The 16,382-nt window shown below is 70.3% G+C and carries 16 protein-coding genes and 1 tRNA gene; 5 read left to right on the forward strand and 12 right to left on the reverse strand.

Translation table 11 applies throughout. The features are described 5' to 3' along the window. Positions 1-309: 309 nt before the first annotated feature. From VN520_RS17235 to VN520_RS17245, 3 genes are read right to left on the reverse strand one after another with little or no spacing between them, the layout of a single operon-like run. Positions 310-741 carry a hypothetical protein gene (locus tag VN520_RS17235; protein WP_325747814.1) on the reverse strand — a complete coding sequence of 144 codons (432 nt, stop codon included), beginning with the start codon at positions 739-741 and terminating at the stop codon, positions 310-312. Then, positions 741-1,190 carry an ATP-binding protein gene (locus VN520_RS17240; RefSeq protein ID WP_325747815.1) on the reverse strand — a complete coding sequence of 150 codons (450 nt, stop codon included), beginning with the start codon at positions 1,188-1,190 and terminating at the stop codon, positions 741-743. Before VN520_RS17240 ends, VN520_RS17235 begins: the two co-directional genes overlap by 1 nt. After that, on the reverse strand, positions 1,183-1,710 hold the full coding sequence (locus VN520_RS17245) for a hypothetical protein (RefSeq protein ID WP_325747816.1): 528 nt from the start codon (positions 1,708-1,710) through the stop codon (positions 1,183-1,185). The genes VN520_RS17240 and VN520_RS17245 overlap by 8 nt, the downstream gene beginning before the upstream one ends. Positions 1,711-1,952: 242 nt before the next feature. On the opposite strand from VN520_RS17245, the gene VN520_RS17250 reads away from it, so the two are divergent. The 3 genes from VN520_RS17250 (at position 1,953) to VN520_RS17260 (ending at position 4,033) form a co-directional block, all read left to right on the forward strand. Beyond that, the gene (locus tag VN520_RS17250) at positions 1,953-3,260 is read left to right on the forward strand and encodes a hypothetical protein (protein ID WP_325747817.1); all 1,308 of its coding nucleotides are present in this window, start codon (positions 1,953-1,955) and stop codon (positions 3,258-3,260) included. After that, on the forward strand, positions 3,257-3,811 hold the full coding sequence (locus VN520_RS17255) for a GNAT family N-acetyltransferase (protein WP_325747818.1): 555 nt from the start codon (positions 3,257-3,259) through the stop codon (positions 3,809-3,811). The genes VN520_RS17250 and VN520_RS17255 overlap by 4 nt, the downstream gene beginning before the upstream one ends. Positions 3,812-3,886: 75 nt before the next feature. After that, positions 3,887-4,033 (forward strand): hypothetical protein, encoded by a 147-nt coding sequence (locus VN520_RS17260; protein ID WP_325747819.1) that lies wholly within the window; start codon positions 3,887-3,889, stop codon positions 4,031-4,033. Positions 4,034-4,365: 332 nt separating this feature from the next. Here the strand turns inward: VN520_RS17260 and VN520_RS17265 are convergent, their stop codons facing one another. The 9 genes from VN520_RS17265 to VN520_RS17305 all read right to left on the reverse strand — a co-directional run bounded on the left by VN520_RS17265 (position 4,366) and on the right by VN520_RS17305 (position 14,193). Beyond that, on the reverse strand, positions 4,366-5,202 hold the full coding sequence (locus VN520_RS17265) for a helix-turn-helix transcriptional regulator (protein ID WP_325747820.1): 837 nt from the start codon (positions 5,200-5,202) through the stop codon (positions 4,366-4,368). Between the two features lie 409 nt (positions 5,203-5,611). Then, a complete protein-coding gene (locus VN520_RS17270) occupies positions 5,612-5,776 on the reverse strand; it encodes a hypothetical protein (RefSeq protein ID WP_325747821.1) in 165 nt (54 codons plus the stop codon). Positions 5,777-5,877: 101 nt separating this feature from the next. Continuing rightward, positions 5,878-5,961: transfer RNA gene (locus VN520_RS17275), tRNA-Leu, on the reverse strand. Positions 5,962-6,213: 252 nt separating this feature from the next. Beyond that, entirely contained in the window at positions 6,214-8,622 is a 2,409-nt protein-coding gene (locus tag VN520_RS17280) for a glycoside hydrolase family 2 protein (protein ID WP_325747822.1), read from the reverse strand. Then, positions 8,619-9,530 carry an ATP-binding cassette domain-containing protein gene (locus VN520_RS17285; protein ID WP_325747823.1) on the reverse strand — a complete coding sequence of 304 codons (912 nt, stop codon included), beginning with the start codon at positions 9,528-9,530 and terminating at the stop codon, positions 8,619-8,621. The genes VN520_RS17280 and VN520_RS17285 overlap by 4 nt, the downstream gene beginning before the upstream one ends. Next, on the reverse strand, positions 9,512-10,456 hold the full coding sequence (locus tag VN520_RS17290; RefSeq protein WP_325747824.1) for an ABC transporter ATP-binding protein: 945 nt from the start codon (positions 10,454-10,456) through the stop codon (positions 9,512-9,514). The genes VN520_RS17285 and VN520_RS17290 overlap by 19 nt, the downstream gene beginning before the upstream one ends. A 4-nt stretch (positions 10,457-10,460) precedes the next feature. Continuing rightward, entirely contained in the window at positions 10,461-11,378 is a 918-nt protein-coding gene (locus VN520_RS17295) for an ABC transporter permease (protein ID WP_325747825.1), read from the reverse strand. Beyond that, positions 11,375-12,370, reverse strand: coding sequence for an ABC transporter permease (locus VN520_RS17300; RefSeq protein WP_325747826.1), 996 nt, complete (start codon positions 12,368-12,370; stop codon positions 11,375-11,377). Before VN520_RS17300 ends, VN520_RS17295 begins: the two co-directional genes overlap by 4 nt. An 89-nt stretch (positions 12,371-12,459) precedes the next feature. After that, the gene (locus VN520_RS17305) at positions 12,460-14,193 is read right to left on the reverse strand and encodes an ABC transporter substrate-binding protein (protein WP_325747827.1); all 1,734 of its coding nucleotides are present in this window, start codon (positions 14,191-14,193) and stop codon (positions 12,460-12,462) included. Positions 14,194-14,417: 224 nt separating this feature from the next. Between VN520_RS17305 and VN520_RS17310 the strand changes: the two genes are divergently transcribed. Further along, complete coding sequence (locus tag VN520_RS17310) at positions 14,418-15,437, forward strand: LacI family DNA-binding transcriptional regulator (RefSeq protein WP_325747828.1); 1,020 nt, start codon at positions 14,418-14,420, stop codon at positions 15,435-15,437. Positions 15,438-15,607: 170 nt separating this feature from the next. Further along, complete coding sequence (locus VN520_RS17315; protein ID WP_203186690.1) at positions 15,608-16,375, forward strand: ABC transporter ATP-binding protein; 768 nt, start codon at positions 15,608-15,610, stop codon at positions 16,373-16,375. The last annotated feature ends 7 nt before the right edge of the window (positions 16,376-16,382 follow it).

Consider the following 16,382-nt stretch of genomic DNA (forward strand, 5'->3'; position numbering starts at 1 on the left):
TCCGGCGCCCGCGGCGGGCTGCGCTGCCCGCGCCGACGACCTGAGCACCGGCCGCCGGCTCCCGCAGCCGGTACCGAAGGAGCCGGGGCGGGTCACCGGCCACGCGGTGGGCCGCCCCGGCGCCACTCTCCTCGCGCCGGGGCGCCACGTCCGGGCCCCGTTCACTTGCATGCGTACGGGTAGGACCGGCGGTACGGCGGCGGTTCCGGGCACCGCTTCTTGTGGACGTAGACGGTTCCCCCTGGCCCGGAGGCCCCGTCCACGCTGTGCTGCTCGCCCTGCCCCTGGGCCACCGGCCGCCGGCAGTAGTCACACAGCATCGGCCTCGTCCTCCCCTCGAACCATCATGGCCTGCCCGTGGGCGCCGAACATGATCGGCTCCGTATGCATGAGCAGCAGGAGCCGGACTGCTGGAGGTGGCACCAGGAGGTCCAGGGCGCTGCCCCGGATGGGCTGGGCCAGGATGTCCGACGCGACACCGAGCGTCTTGGTGATGACCTCGCGCCAGGGCCCGGCAGGAGCATCGGCGTACTGCTCGTCGACCACGGCCACCAGCTCCCGCAGGTGGCCGCACACCGCCTCCCGCAGCCGCTCCAGTTGAGCAGGCGGTGGATCCACCCCTTCCTCCATGGCGTGACGTGCCACGGCATCAGCCTCCGCACAGTCCCAGCGGACCCTGTACGCAACCACGGGACGCCTGGCGGTGGCCTTCTCCCTGGCGAGGCCGGTCTTCTTTCGCATCACACCGCCTCCAGCTCGGCCCACACACGTTTCCCCCAGCCGAGCGGCTCGACGCCCCACGACACGGAGAGGGCAGCGACGAGAGCAAGCCCACGGCCGCGCTCCTCGTCGTCAGCTGCCGGCACCCCGAGGACCGGTTCCGTGCGGTCCAGGTCGACGACCGCGACCCGCACCCGGTCCGGCTCGACCAGGCTCACCGTGACCCGGATCGTGCCGCCGTGCACATGCCCCTCCGGCGGCCTCGCGTGCTCGGCCGCGTTGGCGACCAGCTCGGTGACGACAAGCGTCACGCCGTCCACGAGGCCCGGCAGCTCCCAGGAACCCAGTGCTTCCCGCACCAGGCACCTGGCGAGCCCGGCGGATTCAGGCACCCGGGGCATCGACCAGGAGGACACCGGTACTTCGTGCAGGAGTGCGGCCGACAGGCTTGTCGAAAGCGCGTCACGCATCCTTCTCGGCCTCCCTCTTCGTGCCCCGGGTCCGCCCGGTGACGGCGAGACGCGCCACTGCACGTGGCTGGCAGAGGAACCCCGAGCCGCGCATCGGAACACACCAGTACGAGGTACACCGTGGATCAGGCTCCGTGATGTCGGTCGCCGGGATACCGAGGAAGGCGCTCGGCCCCAGGCGCTCGATACCGGTGGCGCCCCAGCGCCGGGCCGTGCCGCGCGGCGTCAGCGCGTAGAACTGGCGGCCGCCGCCGTCGTAGAAGATGGGCCCGCCGTTGAGAGCGTCCTCAAGGAACGCGGCGAGCTCCTCCCGGTCGTCCGTGCCGGCAGCCGCGTGCACGACCGCAGCCGGCATGCGGACCGCAGAGAACAGCACCCCGCAGCGCAGAAGGGCGACCCCGTACGTCGCCCAATCGTGTCGAGCCTGTCGGGTATCGAACGCCGAGAGGAGCAGCCACTGCGCGGCAGCCAGCTCCCGATCTCGTCGGGTGTGCACCAGGACCCCGGCCGTCGCGCTCACAAGCGCGACCGCACCAGCGGCGACAGGCGTTGTCAGGTCTGGGCTGGGCATAACTACGGCGCCCCCGTCAGTCGTCGGCAGGACGAAGGAATGGCTCCCTCATGTACGAGACAACTCCTGGTCACGGATGACGGCTGGACGTTTCGCCGGACGTTTCACCGGACTTTCTCCCCGGTCCGGACTTGCCATGACCGGCAAACCGCTACGGTCAGTGTGCAATCCGATCACCGGAGGTTACGCGGGTGACCGACTTGACACCCTTCCAGCGTGAGTGTGCAGCGCACGGCTGGCTCCGTCCGGCGGACTTTCTGCAGGCCTTCGAGGCGACCGCCGACATCCTCGGCGAGGCCGTGACCCTGACCAGCCGCCAGTTCCACCGGTGGCGTCAGCCGTTGCCTCCCACTCCCCGCGCCCGCGCCTGGCGCGTGCTACATGCCCTCTTCGGCGTATGCCCCACCGAGCTCGGTTTCGCCGGGCCGCCACCAGGTGTCACCGTGGGGAGAGCACAACTCCCCGCGCAGAGAGGCACCTCCGTGGACCGACGCGCCTTCCTCAACGACTCCATCGGTGTCGCCACAGCCGCCGCCATGCCGGCCCATGTCCGCCCCCTCTCACCCACCGGCCGCTCCCAGTCCGTCGGGACCTCCCACCTCCTCGAACTCCGCGAAGGCCTGCGCGCCCTGCTCCAGCTCGACAACGCGTACGGCGGCGGTGACGTCCGCTCCCTCGCCGTCCGGCACCTGCGCCGCGTCCGCCGCGTCATCAACACCGGTCAGTACCCGGAAACGATCGGACGCCAGCTCCAGCTGCTGTCCGGGGAGATCGCGGAACACTGCGCCTGGTTGTACTACGACGCCGACGACCAGGAGGCCGCCCGCCGTTACTGGGGCGAGGCCCTCACCACGGCGACAATGCTGCGCGACGCGAACCTCGAGGTCCTGATCTTCTCCGGCATGAGCCTTCAGGCCAGCCACGAAGGCCGTCCCCGCGACGGCCTCGACCTCGCCTGCGCCGCCCAGGAACGGGCAACCGCCCTCGGCTCCCCCATCCTCCAGTCCATCATCGCCTCCCGCGAGGCCCGCGCTCTCTCCCTGATGCCCGGAGAGGAGAAAGCCGCGAACAGGCGCCTGGCCCACGCCATGCACCTGATCGACCGCGCCCACACCGGACGGCCCTCCCCGGAATGGGCCGCCTTCCACGGTCACGCCGAACTCGACTACTCCCAAGGGATGCTCTACACCGAGCTCGGCCACCACCGGGCCGCGACCCAGTTCCTCCGCGCCGCCCTCGATCACCAGGACCGCACCTACGGCCGCAACCGCGCGCTCTACCGGCTGACCCTCGCGAAAGGGCTGGTTCAGGCCGGAGACGTCGACGAGGGCGCAGCCCATGCCGTAGAAAGCATCGAGCACCTGGAGGAAGTCGAGTCCGGGCGCGTCACGCGCACGCTCAACCAGGTCACCGGCCTCCTCCACGCTGTCGACTCCCCGGCCGCCCGCCAGGCGGCCGAGGAGCTCATCGAATACGCCTGCGCGAGGGGAGCAGCATGACGAGCGCTGACATCCGGTACGAGCACCACGAAGGACCCCGGGCCGCCCTCGATCACCTCGACGACTTCCTCGCCGCGTACGAGGAGGTCTACGCCGAACCCCCGTACAGCGAGGGCCCGTCCGACGTCGCCCAGTTCATCGAGCACTACCGGATCCACGTCGAGCGCGCCGGCATGCGCCTCGTCATCGCCCGCGACGGTGACGAGGCGATCGGCTTCACCTACGGCTTCCTCCTGCCCGCTGACAGCAGCTGGTGGACCAACGTCCAGCAGCCGTTGCCTGAGGACTTCACACGGGAGGACGGCGCACGCACCTACGTGATTCTCGAGCTCGCCGTCCGCAAGCCGTGGCGCCGTCGCGGTGTCGCCGCCCGCCTGCATACCCTGCTCCTCGACGGCCTGCCCGTCGAGCGGGTCACCCTCACCGTGCGCCCGGAGGACGGGGCCGCCCCGGCCCGGGCCGCCTACACCTCGTGGGGATACGAGCGGGTCGGCGTCTCCCACCCGTGGGACGACGCCCCCTTCTACGAGGCCATGGTCCTCGACCTGTAGGCCGACCAGCGCAATAACGCGCGCCGGTCGCCCCCCGGGGCCTCGTCCGTAGGCCAGGACACATGGCATCCGGCCGTGACGATCGCACTTCCCGGCGCACTCCTCCAGCTTGAGCGTGCGGCCCTCGACGCGCAGGCAGCCGCGGCTTCCCTCACCCCGCCCGAAGGCGCGTGGGCCGCCTGGCGCAAGGCCACCGCCGTGGTACAGACCGCGCGGCAGTGATCAACACGAACCGCTACGAGGTCGAGATGACCGTGAAGAAGGCCCTCCGTCACCCGGAGCCGACCCGCTGCATCGCGTCCACCGACCGCATCAGGTCAGCCTCTGCGGCCGGCCAGCAGCGGCCTACGGGGGTCGGGGCAAGCTCATCGCCTGCCCAACGTCGGTGTGCGCGTACGGGATCCGGGGCGCAGGAGGCAAGCCACATCGTGCCCGGATTGCGTGTCCGTGGGGCCATGACCTGGACGTCAGGGACGAACGCGAATCAAAGTCTCCGGTGATTCCCCGATATTCTCCGACGCCCTCCCGTGATTCCCGAAAATTCTCACGGGCCCTCACGGGCGGTCGAGCTGGGCCCTGGCTCTGCTTATCAACCGGTGCGCCGTGGACCCGTACACGGCCGAGGCATCCAGCGCTTCCCACACCCGCTGATACACGCTCAGGCTCTCCGGATCATCGAGCCACAGTTCCGCGTGCCAGTCCTCCACGATCGCGAGGCGGTCGTCGTACAGCCAGAACGCCCCAGCGGGCGGGACAGCGACCTGAGCGCCGAACGGGACGATCCCCAGGCGCACCGTGTCCAAACCGATGGCACCGATCAGCCGGTCGAGCTGGGCCGCCAGGACGGCCGGCGAGCACACCCCAGCGTGGAGAGCCGCCTCCCACATCAGGATGTGGAACGTCCGGCCCGGCTGATACAGCAGCTCCTGGCGCTGCATCCTGGCCCGCACGGCTGCGTCCATGTCCCGGGGCGAACCGTGCAGTTCAGCGAACCGGGTGAACACGGCCCGCGCGTAATCCGGGGTCTGGAGCATCCCGACGACCATGGACCCCTGCCAGGCATACAGCTCCGTCGACCGCTCGTACTCCACCGTCAGAGTGTCCTGAACCGGTTTGTGCCCGGCCCTCAGCTGCCTGCGCCACGAACGGGTGTGGGACTCCAGCCCCTCCAGCCGGGCCTGGAGCTCACCGGCGACCGCCGGGTGCCCGGTGGCCTCGGCCCAGGCCTTGAGGTCGGCGGGGGTGGCCGTCTGCCGCCCCGTCTCCAGCTTGGAGACCTTGGACTGCGGCCAGCCCAGCCGGGCCGCTAGGTCCCGGCCCGTGACCTCGGCGCGCAGCTCTCGCAGCCGCGCGCCGAGGGACGCCCTGGCCTGCTGATAGTCCGTGCTCACACATCGAAACTACCGGCCCTGCTGGTCCCACGGGGCAGCATGGTGCCACGCAGCCTCCCGCACCCTCGGCCTGAACGGCCTCGTTGAGGAGGGACGACAGCAGCCCGTGCAGGTTCTTGGGAGTCTTCGGGTGGTGCTTCGACCCGCGCCGGACCTTCGTCTGCGCCATCAGGTTCACCCAGGCCCGGATGGTCTTGCTCGAGAAGTGCTCAGTGCTGCGAATGCCGCAGTTGCTGAACGTCAGCAGGATGTAGTTCCCGAGGTCCCGACAGCAGGCGCGCCGATACCGTTCCTCGGTGCCCGTCCAGTTCTTGATCGGCTCCTTCGCGAAAGCGTCGAAACGGCACTCCGCGTCGATACCGGCATCCGGGTCGATGTACCCGCGGCCCTTCATCCACTCCGAGGGCCATTACTGCTTGTGCTCGTTGACCGCGTCGCGAAAGACCTCCGCCGACGGCTCGTCGTCGGACTTCCCGGTCTGCCACGGCGCCTTGCGGCCTCCGCCCGGACGCCACTTGACCTGATGGCTGACGCTCTCGCCAACCTTGCTCTCACGTGCAATCACGCTCGCCATGGCAGGAGAGTAGTTTTGTGTTCCCGATGTGTTCCCGCGAACTCGGTAACACGCGCGGGAAATCGGCCGTCGTCGCAGCTCACGCGGCGTGCAAGGAGATGTGCCCGGAGCCGGACTCGAACCGGCACGCCCCCGAGGAGGCAGCGAGGTTTAAGCTCGCCGTGTCTGCATTCCACCACCCGGGCGTGGACGCGCGGCTTCGCGTCTGGCACATGACCCTATCCGGGGGCGTCCCTCGAACAGCGGAACATGCGCTCGATGTTGTCTTATTTTATTGATCGTGTGAGGGTCCGTCAGACACTTTGCACCGCATCAGCACACGCCCCGCCCGGTGGAGGGGGACGAACCCCGGCAAACGGGAATGACGGAAACTCGCCGCACCCGTACGGCCCACATGCGCCATGGGGCGCGCCACCGTTCGCCAGGGTCCCGCCACCTCACCCGTCGACGGTGTCGTTGACGCACCGGAGCACCGGCCGCGATCCCAGGGCCTCCGGGTCCTTCAGCACCGCGCCCGTGACATGGAAGACGGCGCTCTCGCCGGGCAGCAGGGTGACGAGCATGTCGTCCACCTCGGCCGCGGGATCCAGCCGGTCGGGGAAGAGCGCGAGGTCGCGCAGGAGCGTCCGCGCCGTCACCGTGACCCGGTAGCCGTTGCCCGGCTCGTCGCCCTGGGTGACCGTGGCGTGGTACAGCGCGGGCGGCAGCGCGAGCCGGGTGTCCTCCTCGTAGAACTCGACCGTCCGCAGCTCACCCAGCTCCGCCACCAGCACCTCACGGGTGCTGTCGCCCGGCTCGGCGACCGAGGGCGGCAGCGGTACCCGGGTGACCCCGCGGGCCGCCGTGCCGACCGCGACCGTCTCCTCGGCCAGGACGGCACCGTCCAGGGAGCGCCGGGTCAGCCGCAGCGTGCCCTCCCACAGGCGGGCGGAGTCGTTGACCAGGTGCAGGGCGCCGTCCCTTACGGCCATCAGCCGGTCCGCGTAGACCTTCCGCAGCGCGTACCAGAGCGGCTTGCGCCGGCCGTCGCCGTCCACGGCCGCCCAGGACACGACCGGCCAGCAGTCGTTGAGCTGCCACACGATCGCACCCATGCAGTACGGGCTGTGCGAGCGGAAGTGGCGGATGCCGAAGGCGACCGCGCGGGCCTGGTTCAGCTGGGTGAACCAGTGCCAGTCGTCGAAGGACGCCGGCTGCGGGAGGTGGTCGCCCAGGCCCCGCAGCAGCTTCGCGTCGCCGTCCTGCGCCTTCTGGTGGTGGGCGATCAGCGGGGCGCCCAGACCCAGCGGGCCGCTGACGGCGCGGCGCAGGGTGGCGTACGCGGGCGGGCCCTGGAAGCCGAACTCCGCCACGAAGCGGTGGGCGGTGTCGGCGTAGTGGCGGTAGTCGACCCGGTTCCACACCTCCCACAGGTGGACCGTGCCGAGGGCGGGGTCGTTCGGGGGCAGCTCCGGGGAGCCGGAGTAGGGCGAGCCCGGCCAGTAGGGGCGGGAGGGGTCGGTCTCGGCGCACAGGGCGGGCAGCAGCTCGTGGTAGTAGCCGTGGCCCCAGGTCCGGCCCTCCAGCTCCTCCTGCCAGCCCCAGTCGGCGTGACCCTCCAGGTTCTCGTTGTTGCCGCACCACAGCACCAGCGAGGGGTGCGGGGCGAGCCGGACGAGGTTCTCGCGGACCTCCGCGGCCACCTCGTCGTACAGCGGCTGCTCCTCCGGATAGGCCGAGCAGGCGAACGGGAAGTCCTGCCAGACCAGCAGCCCCTTCTCGTCGCACAGCTCGTAGAAGTCGTCGCTCTCGTAGAGGCCGCCGCCCCAGACACGGATCAGGTTGACCCCCATGGCGACCGCCTGGTCGAGGCGGTCGGAGATCCGCTGCCGGGTGATCCGGGCGGGGAAGCAGTCGTCGGGGATCCAGTTCACGCCGCGTACGAAGACGGGCTCGTCGTTGACGGAGACGCGGAACGCGTCGCGCTCCAGGGCGACGCCCCGGAAACCCGTCCTGCCGGCCCAGGTGCCGTGCTCGCCGAGTTTGACGGTGACGTCGTACAGCGGCTGCTCGCCGTGGCTGTGCGGCCACCAGACCTCGGCCTCCGGGACGGAGAGGGTGACCACGACACGGGGCTCGTCCTGCGAGGCGGTGAAGGCGGCGCACGCCCCGGCCACCTCGACCGAGCCCGGGACCGGCCCAGGACCCGCCCGCTCGATGTCGACGGTGACCGCCAGGCGCGGCACCCCGGCCGCGTCGAGGTCGGCCAGGACCTTCACCCCGGCGATGCGCGGGCCGGTCCATGACTCCAGCGCGACCGGCCGCCAGATGCCGGAGGTGACCAGTGTCGGCCCCCAGTCCCAGCCGAAGTTGCAGGCCATCTTACGGATGAAGGGGTACGGCTCGGTGTACGCGCCCGGCAGGTCGCCGAGCTTGTCGCGCAGCGCCTCGGCATAGGTGTACGGGGCGGTGAAGCGCACGACGAGGGTGTTGGGGCCCTCGCGCAGCAGCGGCCGGACGGGGAAGCGGTAGCTGCGGTGCTGGTTGGCGGTGGAGCCGACCTCGGTGCCGTTGAGCAGGACGGTGGCGACGGTGTCGAGGCCGTCGAAGCACAGGTCGGTGAACTCGTGTGCGTCGGCCGTCCAGTCGAAGGCGGTGCTGTACGTCCAGTCGGTGCGGCCGATCCAGCCGAGGCGCTTCTCGTTGTCGTCCAGGTAGGGGTCGTCGATCAGCCCGGCGGCCAGCAGGTCGGTGTGGACGCAGCCCGGGACGGTCGCCGGGACGCCCCCGGTGGGGAGGCCGATCGGTGCGGGGCCGTCGGCGACGAGCGTCCAGCCGTCGTGCAGGGGCAGGTGGCGGGGGGTCACGCGGAGGTCCTTCCGCAGTCGGGGAGACCGGCGCAGGCGACGAAGTGGTCCGGCTCGGTCTCGTACAGGTCGGTGTCCCGCGCGCCCCCCTCGTGGTAGGCGCAGGCCTCCACGGGTTCGGCGGACGTCCAGGGCTGGTTCAGCCGGGGCACGGCGGCCAGGAGCGTGCGGGTGTAGGGGTGGAGGGGATTGCCGAAGACCTTCTGGGTGTCGCCCCGTTCGACGACCCGGCCGCCCCGCAGCACCACCGTGCGCTCGGCGAGATAGGTGCCGAGCGAGAGGTCGTGGGTGATGTAGAGGACGCCGAGGCCGCGTTCCTTGAGGCCGGCGAGGAGGTTGAGCACATCGATGCGGGTGGAGGCGTCGAGCATGCTGGTGATCTCGTCGGCGACCAGGAAGCGCAGGTCGAGCAGAAGGGCGCGGGCGATCAGCAGGCGCTGGAGCTGGCCGCCGCTGAGCTGGTGCGGGTAGCGGCCGAGCACCTGTCCGGGGTCCAGGCGCACGTCCCGGACGGCCTTCTCCACGCGGCCGGCCCACTCCTGGTCCGGGACGCCCGGGTGGTAGGCGCGGCGGACGAGGGCGAAGACCCGGTCGGCCTTGAAGACGGGGTTGTAGCAGCTGAAGGGGTCCTGGAAGACGCCCTGGACGCGGCGGTAGAAGTCCTTGCCCGGCCGGACCTGTTCGCCGTCCAGGGTGAGGCTGCCGGAGCTGGCCCGGGTGAGGCCGAGCACCATGCGGCCGATGGTGGACTTGCCGCTGCCGCTCTCACCGATGAGGGAGACCAGTTCGCCCGGTGCCGCCGAGAAGGAGACCCGGTCGACGGCGGTGGTGGAGCCGCCGCCGAAGGCGCCGGCCCGGAAGGTCTTGGTGACACGGTCGAGGGTCAGCATCAGGCCGCCTTCCAGCATGCGACGGAGTGTCGGGGGGCCACCTCGACGACCGGCGGCTCCTCGGCGCACCGGCTGTCGGCGAGCGGGCAGCGGTCGCGGAAGCGGCAGCCGGCCGGCGGGTTCAGCAGGGAGGGCGGGGAGCCCTCGATACCGCTGAGCGGCTTGTCCTTGTAACGGGCTCCCACCTGGGGCAGCGAGCCGATGAGCATCCTGGTGTACGGGTGGCGGGGCTCGGTCGTCAGCACCTTCGTGGGGGCCTTCTCGGCGAGCTTGCCCGCGTACATCACCATGATCGAGTCGGCGATGTGCGAGGTCAGTCCGAGGTCGTGGGTCACGAAGATCATGCTGGTGACCAGGCCCTTGTCGCGGAGGCCCCGCAGGGCGCCGACGACGGCCTGCTGGTTGGAGACGTCCAGGGCCGAGGTGACCTCGTCGGCGATGAGGACGGACGGGTCGAGCAGTGTGGAGATCACCATGACGGTGCGCTGCTTCATGCCTCCGGACAGCTCGATCGGATAGCGCTCCAGGACGCCGGGCTCCAGGCCGACCAGGGCGAGCCGGCGGTGGAGTTCGCCGGTGTCCACGCTCACGCCGCGCGAGGCGAGGAGTTCGCGGATCATGCGGCCGATGCGGCGGGTCGGGTTGAGGGCGCTCATCGAGTACTGCGGGACGAGCGAGATCCGGTGGAAGCGGTAGGCGTTCATCGCGCGGTCGTCGGACAGCGGCAGTTCTTCGCCGTCCAGGGTGACGGTGCCGCCCGCGTGGCGCATCCGGCCGTCGAGCCGGATCAGGGACTTGCCGAGTGTGGTCTTGCCACAGCCGGACTCGCCCGCCAGGCCCAGGATCTCGCCGTCCGCCAGGTCGAAGCCGACGCCGTCCAGGGCCCGGACCTCGCCACGCAGCGTGCGGTAGTGGACCCGCAGATCGTTGACGGTCAGGGTCATGTGCTCAGGACTCCCTCAGCTTCGGGTTGAAGACCTCGTCGAGGCCGACGTTGGCGACGTAGAGCGCGCCGACGATCGCGGTGATCCCGGCGCCCGGCGGGATGAACCACCACCACATGCCGAGCTGGAGCGCGCTCCACTGCTGGGCGCTCTGCAGCATCAGGCCGAGGGAGACGCCTTCGGTCGGGCCGAGCCCGATGAAGTCCAGCGAGGAGGCGATGAGGATGGACCCGCCGAAGAGCAGGATGAACATCATGAAGAGGTACGAGCTCATGTTGGGCGCGATCTCGCGGAAGACGATCCGCCAGGTGCCGCTCCCGCTGAGCCGGGCCAGGTCCACGAACTCCCTGGTGCGCAGCGAGAACGTCTGCGCCCGGATGGCGCGCGCCGCCCAGGGCCACGAGGTGAGCCCGATGAACAGTCCCTGCACGGCGACGCTGCGCACCCCCATGTAGGCGTTGATGATCAGCAGGACCGCCAGCGCGGGGAGCACCAGGACGATGTTGGTGAGCATGTTGAGGACCTCGTCGACGAGGCCGCCCCGGTAGCCGGCGAGGAAGCCGACGACCATGGCGATGACGGCGGCGATCGCCCCGCCGACGACGCCCACCAGGAAGGTGGAGCGCAGCCCGTGCACGAACTGCGCGTACACGTCCTGGCCGAAGGTGGTGGTGCCCATCCAGTACGTGCCGTCGGGCGCGGCGGCCTGGGGGCCGACGTACTCGTTCGGGTTGTCGTTGTCGAGCAGCATCGGGCCGGCGATGCCGAGGGCGAGCAGGATCACGACGAGGGCTGCGCCGATGATCAGCTTGGGGTTGCGCACCGCGTAGTGCAGCCACTCGCTGCCGGGCTTCGCCGCCGGTGCGGACGGTGCCGCCGGCGCGGCGGCGGTCTCGGGTGCCGGGTCGGGCAGTGTGCTCATGACGTGCCTCCTGCCATGCCCGTGCGGGTGCGGGGGTCGACGACGACGTACACGATGTCGATGAGGAAGTTGGCGATCAGTACGCCGATGACGATGAACAGGAACGCCCCCTGGAGCAGGAAGAAGTCCTGGTTCTGGATCGAGGCCAGGATCAGGGAGCCGAGCCCCGGATAGGCGAAAACGATCTCGGTGACGAGCGCCCCGGCGACCAGCACGCCCAACTGCAGGGCCAGGCCGGTGACCTGGGGCAGGACGGCGTTGCGGAACGCGTAGCGGCGGATCAGGCGCTGGGGTGCGCCGAGGGCCGACAGGTAGGAGGAGTAGTCCGACTCCAGCTCATAAATGATCATGTTGCGCATGCCGATGGCCCAGCCGCCCAGGGCCACCAGGAAGAGCGAGAGGAACGGCAGCACCCAGTGGTGCAGCGCGTCCAGGGCGAAGGCGGCGCTCCAGCCGGGTGTGATGTCCAGGCTGTAACCGCCCGATATGGGGAACCAGCCGGCGTTGGCACCGAAGGCCCAGGCGAGGATGACGGCGATCCACATGTACGGCATCGCGGTCAGCAGGTAGCCGGCCGGCAGCACGGTGTTGTCCAGCACCTTGCGGCGGGCCGACAGCGCGCCGATCCAGTTGCCGGCGAACCAGCTGAGGAGGACGGACGGGATCATCAGGCCGAGGGTGTACGGGAGGGCGTCGAGCAGGACGTCGCCGACGGGCGTGGGGAAGACGAAGATGGAGATCCCGAAGTCGCCCTGGAGGAGCGCGCCCCAGAAGTGGAGGTACTGCTGCCACAGGGGCTCGTCGAAGCCGAACAGGTCGTTGTAGTAGGAGCGCATGGCCTCGGCGGCCTCGGGCTGCGAGACCCGGGCCCTGGCCACCATCGCCGCCACCGGGTCCCCGGGCATGAAGCGCGGGATCATCCAGTTGACGGTGACGGCGGCCACGAAGGTCAGTGCGTAGACAAGAAGTTTGCGTGCGAAATAGCGGCGCAAGGATGCTCCCCTGGTGGAGAGCCCCGCCGTGCGCGCACGGTCAGGTGGCGCACGCACGGCGGGGCGGTCATGGAATCAGAACGGGCGCGTCACCTGGCGGGTTCGAGCTGGGTGAGCGTCTCGAAGCCGCCCATCTCCAGCCAGTTGCGCCACAGGGCCGGTGCCGTCTTAGGAGCTCCGGCGGCGTCCGACGGCCAGTTCTTCCAGGTCCCGGTGGTGGCCTGCGACCAGAGGCCGTTGTACCAGAGCGGGATGATGGGCATCTCGGTCAGCTGGATGTCCTGGATCTTCGAGACGGCGGCCTTCATGCCCGCCGTGTCGTCGGTCCTGACCGCGCTGAGCTCCTGCACCAGCTTCCAGGCCTCTTCGTTCTCGTAGCGGCCGAAGTTGACGGTGTTCTGCTGCTTCTGGACCGGCAGCTGGAACATGTACTCGTAGTACGTCCACGGGGTGTTCGAGAGCTGGCGCTCGTTGTTGATGACGAGGTCGAACTCCCCCTTGCCGCGCTGCTCGCCGAGGGCGTTCTGGTCGGGGAACTCCGTGCTGATCCTGATGCCCGCGTCCTTGGCCCCGGCGGCGATGACCTTGGCCGCCTCCATCCAGTCGGTCCAGCCGGAGGGCACGGCCAGCTTCAGGCTGAGGGGCTTGCCGTCCTTGTTCTCGACGAAACCGTCGCCGTCCGTGTCCTTGTAGCCGGCGCCGGCGAGCTCCTTCTTCGCCGCGGCGAGGTCGTGGCCGAAGCCCTTCTCCTCGATGAGGGCCTTGTCCTCGAACTGCTCCCACTGCGGCAGCAGACCGGTCGGGGAGGCCGGCTTGACCAGGTCGCCGTACACGCCCTTGACGATCTTCCCGGTGTCGACGGACGCGGCGAGCGCCCTGCGGAAGGCGGCGTCGTCCATCGGCTTCCTGGTGGTGTTGGGCACCAGCCAGGCGGTGTTGGCCGAGAGCATGTACGGGGCCTCGTCGTAGTACGACACGGCCTTCTTGCTCCTGATCAGCGAGGAGGCGCCCGGCAGGAAGTTGTTGCTGAGGTCCAGCTGGCCCTGGCCCAGCTGGCCGATGACCACTTCGTTGCTCGGGTTGGAGACGTCGACGATGTAGCGGGGGGCGGGCGTCATGCCGAGTGCCTCGGTGCCCCACCAGTCGTCGCGCCGCTCCCACACGACCCGGTCCTGGCTCTTGCTCCTGAGCTTGTACGCCCCGGTGCCGACCGGCTTGTCGTTGACGCCGTTGAGGATGTCCTCGTCGGTGCGCGAGCTCCAGACGTGCTCGGGGACGACCGGCTGGCCGTAGAGGGTGTAGTCCCACTCCTGGTAGCGGGCCTCCTTGAAGGTGAAGCGGACCGTGGTGGCGTCCACGGCCTTCGCGTCGGACAGCCAGCTCCACAGCGAGTGGAAGGCGGAGGCCTCGATCTTGCCGAGGCCGTAGGAGTACGCCACGTCCTTCGCGGTCAGCGGCTTGCCGTCGGCCCAGGTGATGCCCTGGCGCAGCTTCACCTCGTACGTCTTGTCCCCGGTCCAGGTGCCCGACTCCGCCAGCCAGGGCGTCAGCTTGCCCTCGTTCGGGTCGAAGTGGAACAGCGTCTCGTAGACGAGTCCCTTGGTGCCGGTCGCGTGGTCCCAGTTGCGCAGCGGGTTGTAGTTGGCCGGAGGCCCCCACTGGGTGCCGGTCGTGTAGAGCGTCTCGTCGCGCGGCAGCGAACCGCCCTTGCCGGCCGGGCCGCCGGTACCGGCCGACCCGGAGCCGCCTCCCGTGCATGCGGTCGCGGCGAGTGTGAACACGGCGAGTGCGGTGGTGGCCCGCAGCCGGGCACGCGTACCCATAACCCCTCCTTTTCCCCCGCGCCGTCCCTGCCGAGCGGAGTTACTGAACCGGGTAAGTGCCGCGAAGGTATGGGTGCGCCGAAACGGTGTCAAGAGACCGGGAGCGCTCCCATCCGAGTTTTTTCAAGGGATGGCGAAGAGGTCTGGACCGCTCCGGGGAAGACGGAGGTCAGGGGCCTGCGGTTAAGATGGCCCTTGAATACGAACCGGTTAAGCGAGGTCGCATGCCCAAGCAACGCCCCACGATCGCCGACATCGCGCGCCGCGCCGGGGTGTCGAAGGTGGCGGTCTCGTACGCCCTGAACGACCGCCCCGGCGTCTCCCCCGCGACCCGCGCCTCCATCAAGGCCATCGCGCAGGAGATCGGCTGGCGGCCCAACAGCGCGGCCCGCGCCCTCACCCGCGCCCGGGCCGACACGGTGGGGCTCGCGCTGTCCCGGCCCGCCAGGATGCTCGGGGTCGAGCCGTTCTTCATGGAGCTGATCAGCGGCATCGAGAGCGAACTGTCCTCCCGGGGCTGCGCCCTGCTCCTCCAGGTCGTCACCGACCCGGCGCAGGAGCTGGAGATGTACCGCCGCTGGTGGGGTGAAGGCCGGGTCGACGGGGTGTTCCTCGCCGATGTGCGCTCGCCCGATCCGCGCATCGGGGGCATCGCCGAGCTGGGCATGCCCGCCGTCGTGATCGGCCATCCCTCGGCGGCCGGCTCCCTCACCCCGGTGTGGTCGGACGACTCGGCGGCGCTGCGGGACACCCTGACGTATCTGAGCGCGCTCGGCCACCGCTCCGTCGCCCGGGTCGCCGGGCTGCCCGACCTGATCCACACCCAGCTGCGCGACCGCGCCCAGCGCGAGATCAGCGCCGAACTCGGCCTGGACGAGCCCGTGGTGGTGCACACCGACTACTCCGGCGAGGAGGGCGCGCACGCCACCCGGCAGCTGATCGGCTCGGCCGCGCGGCCGACCGCCGTCCTCTACGACAACGACATCATGGCCGTCGCCGGCCTCTCGGTCGCCCAGGAGATGGGGCTGGACGTGCCCGCCGACCTCTCGCTCGTCGCCTGGGACGACTCCCAGCTCTCCCGCGTCGTGCGCCCCGCGCTGACCGCGCTGAGCAGGGACATCTCCGCCTACGGCACCCACGCGGCCCGCACCCTGCTGGCGATGGTCGCCGACGGCTCGGCCCCCGGGTTCGAGGACGCGGCGGCGCGTCTGGTGCCCCGCGGCTCCACCGCGCCACCCCGCTGAGGACGGGCACGGCCCCGGGCCGGTCTCCTACCTCAGGACTACGCGACCGCCCGGCGGGTGCGACTCAAGAGGGCCCCGGGAACGGGCACGAGGGCTGACGCCCCGGCACGGTACGGCGGAGACGATGGTGGGGTCCCCTCGAACCTGTCGTACGAACCTGGAGCACCCCTGTGACCACCACCACCGTTCACCGCACCACCGCGGTCGCCGCCCGCGCCACGGAGCTGTCGAAGGTCTACGGCCAGGGTGAGACCCAGGTGGTCGCCCTGGACCGGGTGACCGTGGACTTCCCGCAGGGGGAATTCACCGCGATCATGGGCCCTTCGGGTTCCGGGAAGTCCACGCTGATGCACTGCGTGGCCGGCCTGGACAGCTTCAGCAGCGGCTCCGTACGCATCGGTGAGACCGAGCTGGGGACCCTGAAGGACAAGCAGCTCACCCAGCTGCGCCGGGACAAGATCGGCTTCATCTTCCAGGCCTTCAACCTGCTGCCCACGCTGACCGCCCTGGAGAACATCACCCTGCCGATGGACATCGCCGGCCGTAAGCCCGATGCCGCCTGGCTCCAGCGGGTCATCGACATGGTGGGCCTCTCCGAGCGGCTGAAGCACCGCCCCACGGAGCTCTCCGGCGGCCAGCAGCAGCGCGTCGCGGTGGCCCGCGCCCTGGCCTCGCAGCCGGAGATCATCTTCGGTGACGAGCCGACCGGCAACCTCGACTCCCGCTCGGGCGCCGAGGTCCTCGGCTTCCTGCGCAACTCGGTGCGCGAGCTCGGCCAGACCGTGGTGATGGTGACCCACGACCCGGTGGCCGCCTCCTACGCGGACCGGGTGATCTTCCTGGCCGACGGGGCGGTCGTCGACCAGATGATCAGCCCCACCGCCGACGGGGTCCTCGACCGGATGAAGGCGTTCGACGCGAAGGGCCGCACCAGCTGACACGACG

Source organism: Streptomyces sp., from assembly GCF_035563135.1.
Lineage (GTDB): Bacteria > Actinomycetota > Actinomycetes > Streptomycetales > Streptomycetaceae > Streptomyces.

What these genes read in the sequence shown, in the direction of transcription:
- VN520_RS17235 (WP_325747814.1), bottom strand. Translation starts at nt 741, where the DNA reads ATGCGAAAGAAGACCGGCCTCGCCAGGGAGAAGGCCACCGCCAGGCGT.
- VN520_RS17310 (WP_325747828.1), top strand. Translation starts at nt 14,418, where the DNA reads ATGCCCAAGCAACGCCCCACGATCGCCGACATCGCGCGCCGCGCCGGG.
- VN520_RS17255 (WP_325747818.1), top strand. Translation starts at nt 3,257, where the DNA reads ATGACGAGCGCTGACATCCGGTACGAGCACCACGAAGGACCCCGGGCC.
- VN520_RS17270 (WP_325747821.1), bottom strand. Translation starts at nt 5,776, where the DNA reads ATGGCGAGCGTGATTGCACGTGAGAGCAAGGTTGGCGAGAGCGTCAGC.
- VN520_RS17285 (WP_325747823.1), bottom strand. Translation starts at nt 9,530, where the DNA reads ATGCTGGAAGGCGGCCTGATGCTGACCCTCGACCGTGTCACCAAGACC.
- VN520_RS17290 (WP_325747824.1), bottom strand. Translation starts at nt 10,456, where the DNA reads ATGACCCTGACCGTCAACGATCTGCGGGTCCACTACCGCACGCTGCGT.
- VN520_RS17305 (WP_325747827.1), bottom strand. Translation starts at nt 14,193, where the DNA reads ATGGGTACGCGTGCCCGGCTGCGGGCCACCACCGCACTCGCCGTGTTC.
- VN520_RS17240 (WP_325747815.1), bottom strand. Translation starts at nt 1,190, where the DNA reads ATGCGTGACGCGCTTTCGACAAGCCTGTCGGCCGCACTCCTGCACGAA.
- VN520_RS17295 (WP_325747825.1), bottom strand. Translation starts at nt 11,378, where the DNA reads ATGAGCACACTGCCCGACCCGGCACCCGAGACCGCCGCCGCGCCGGCG.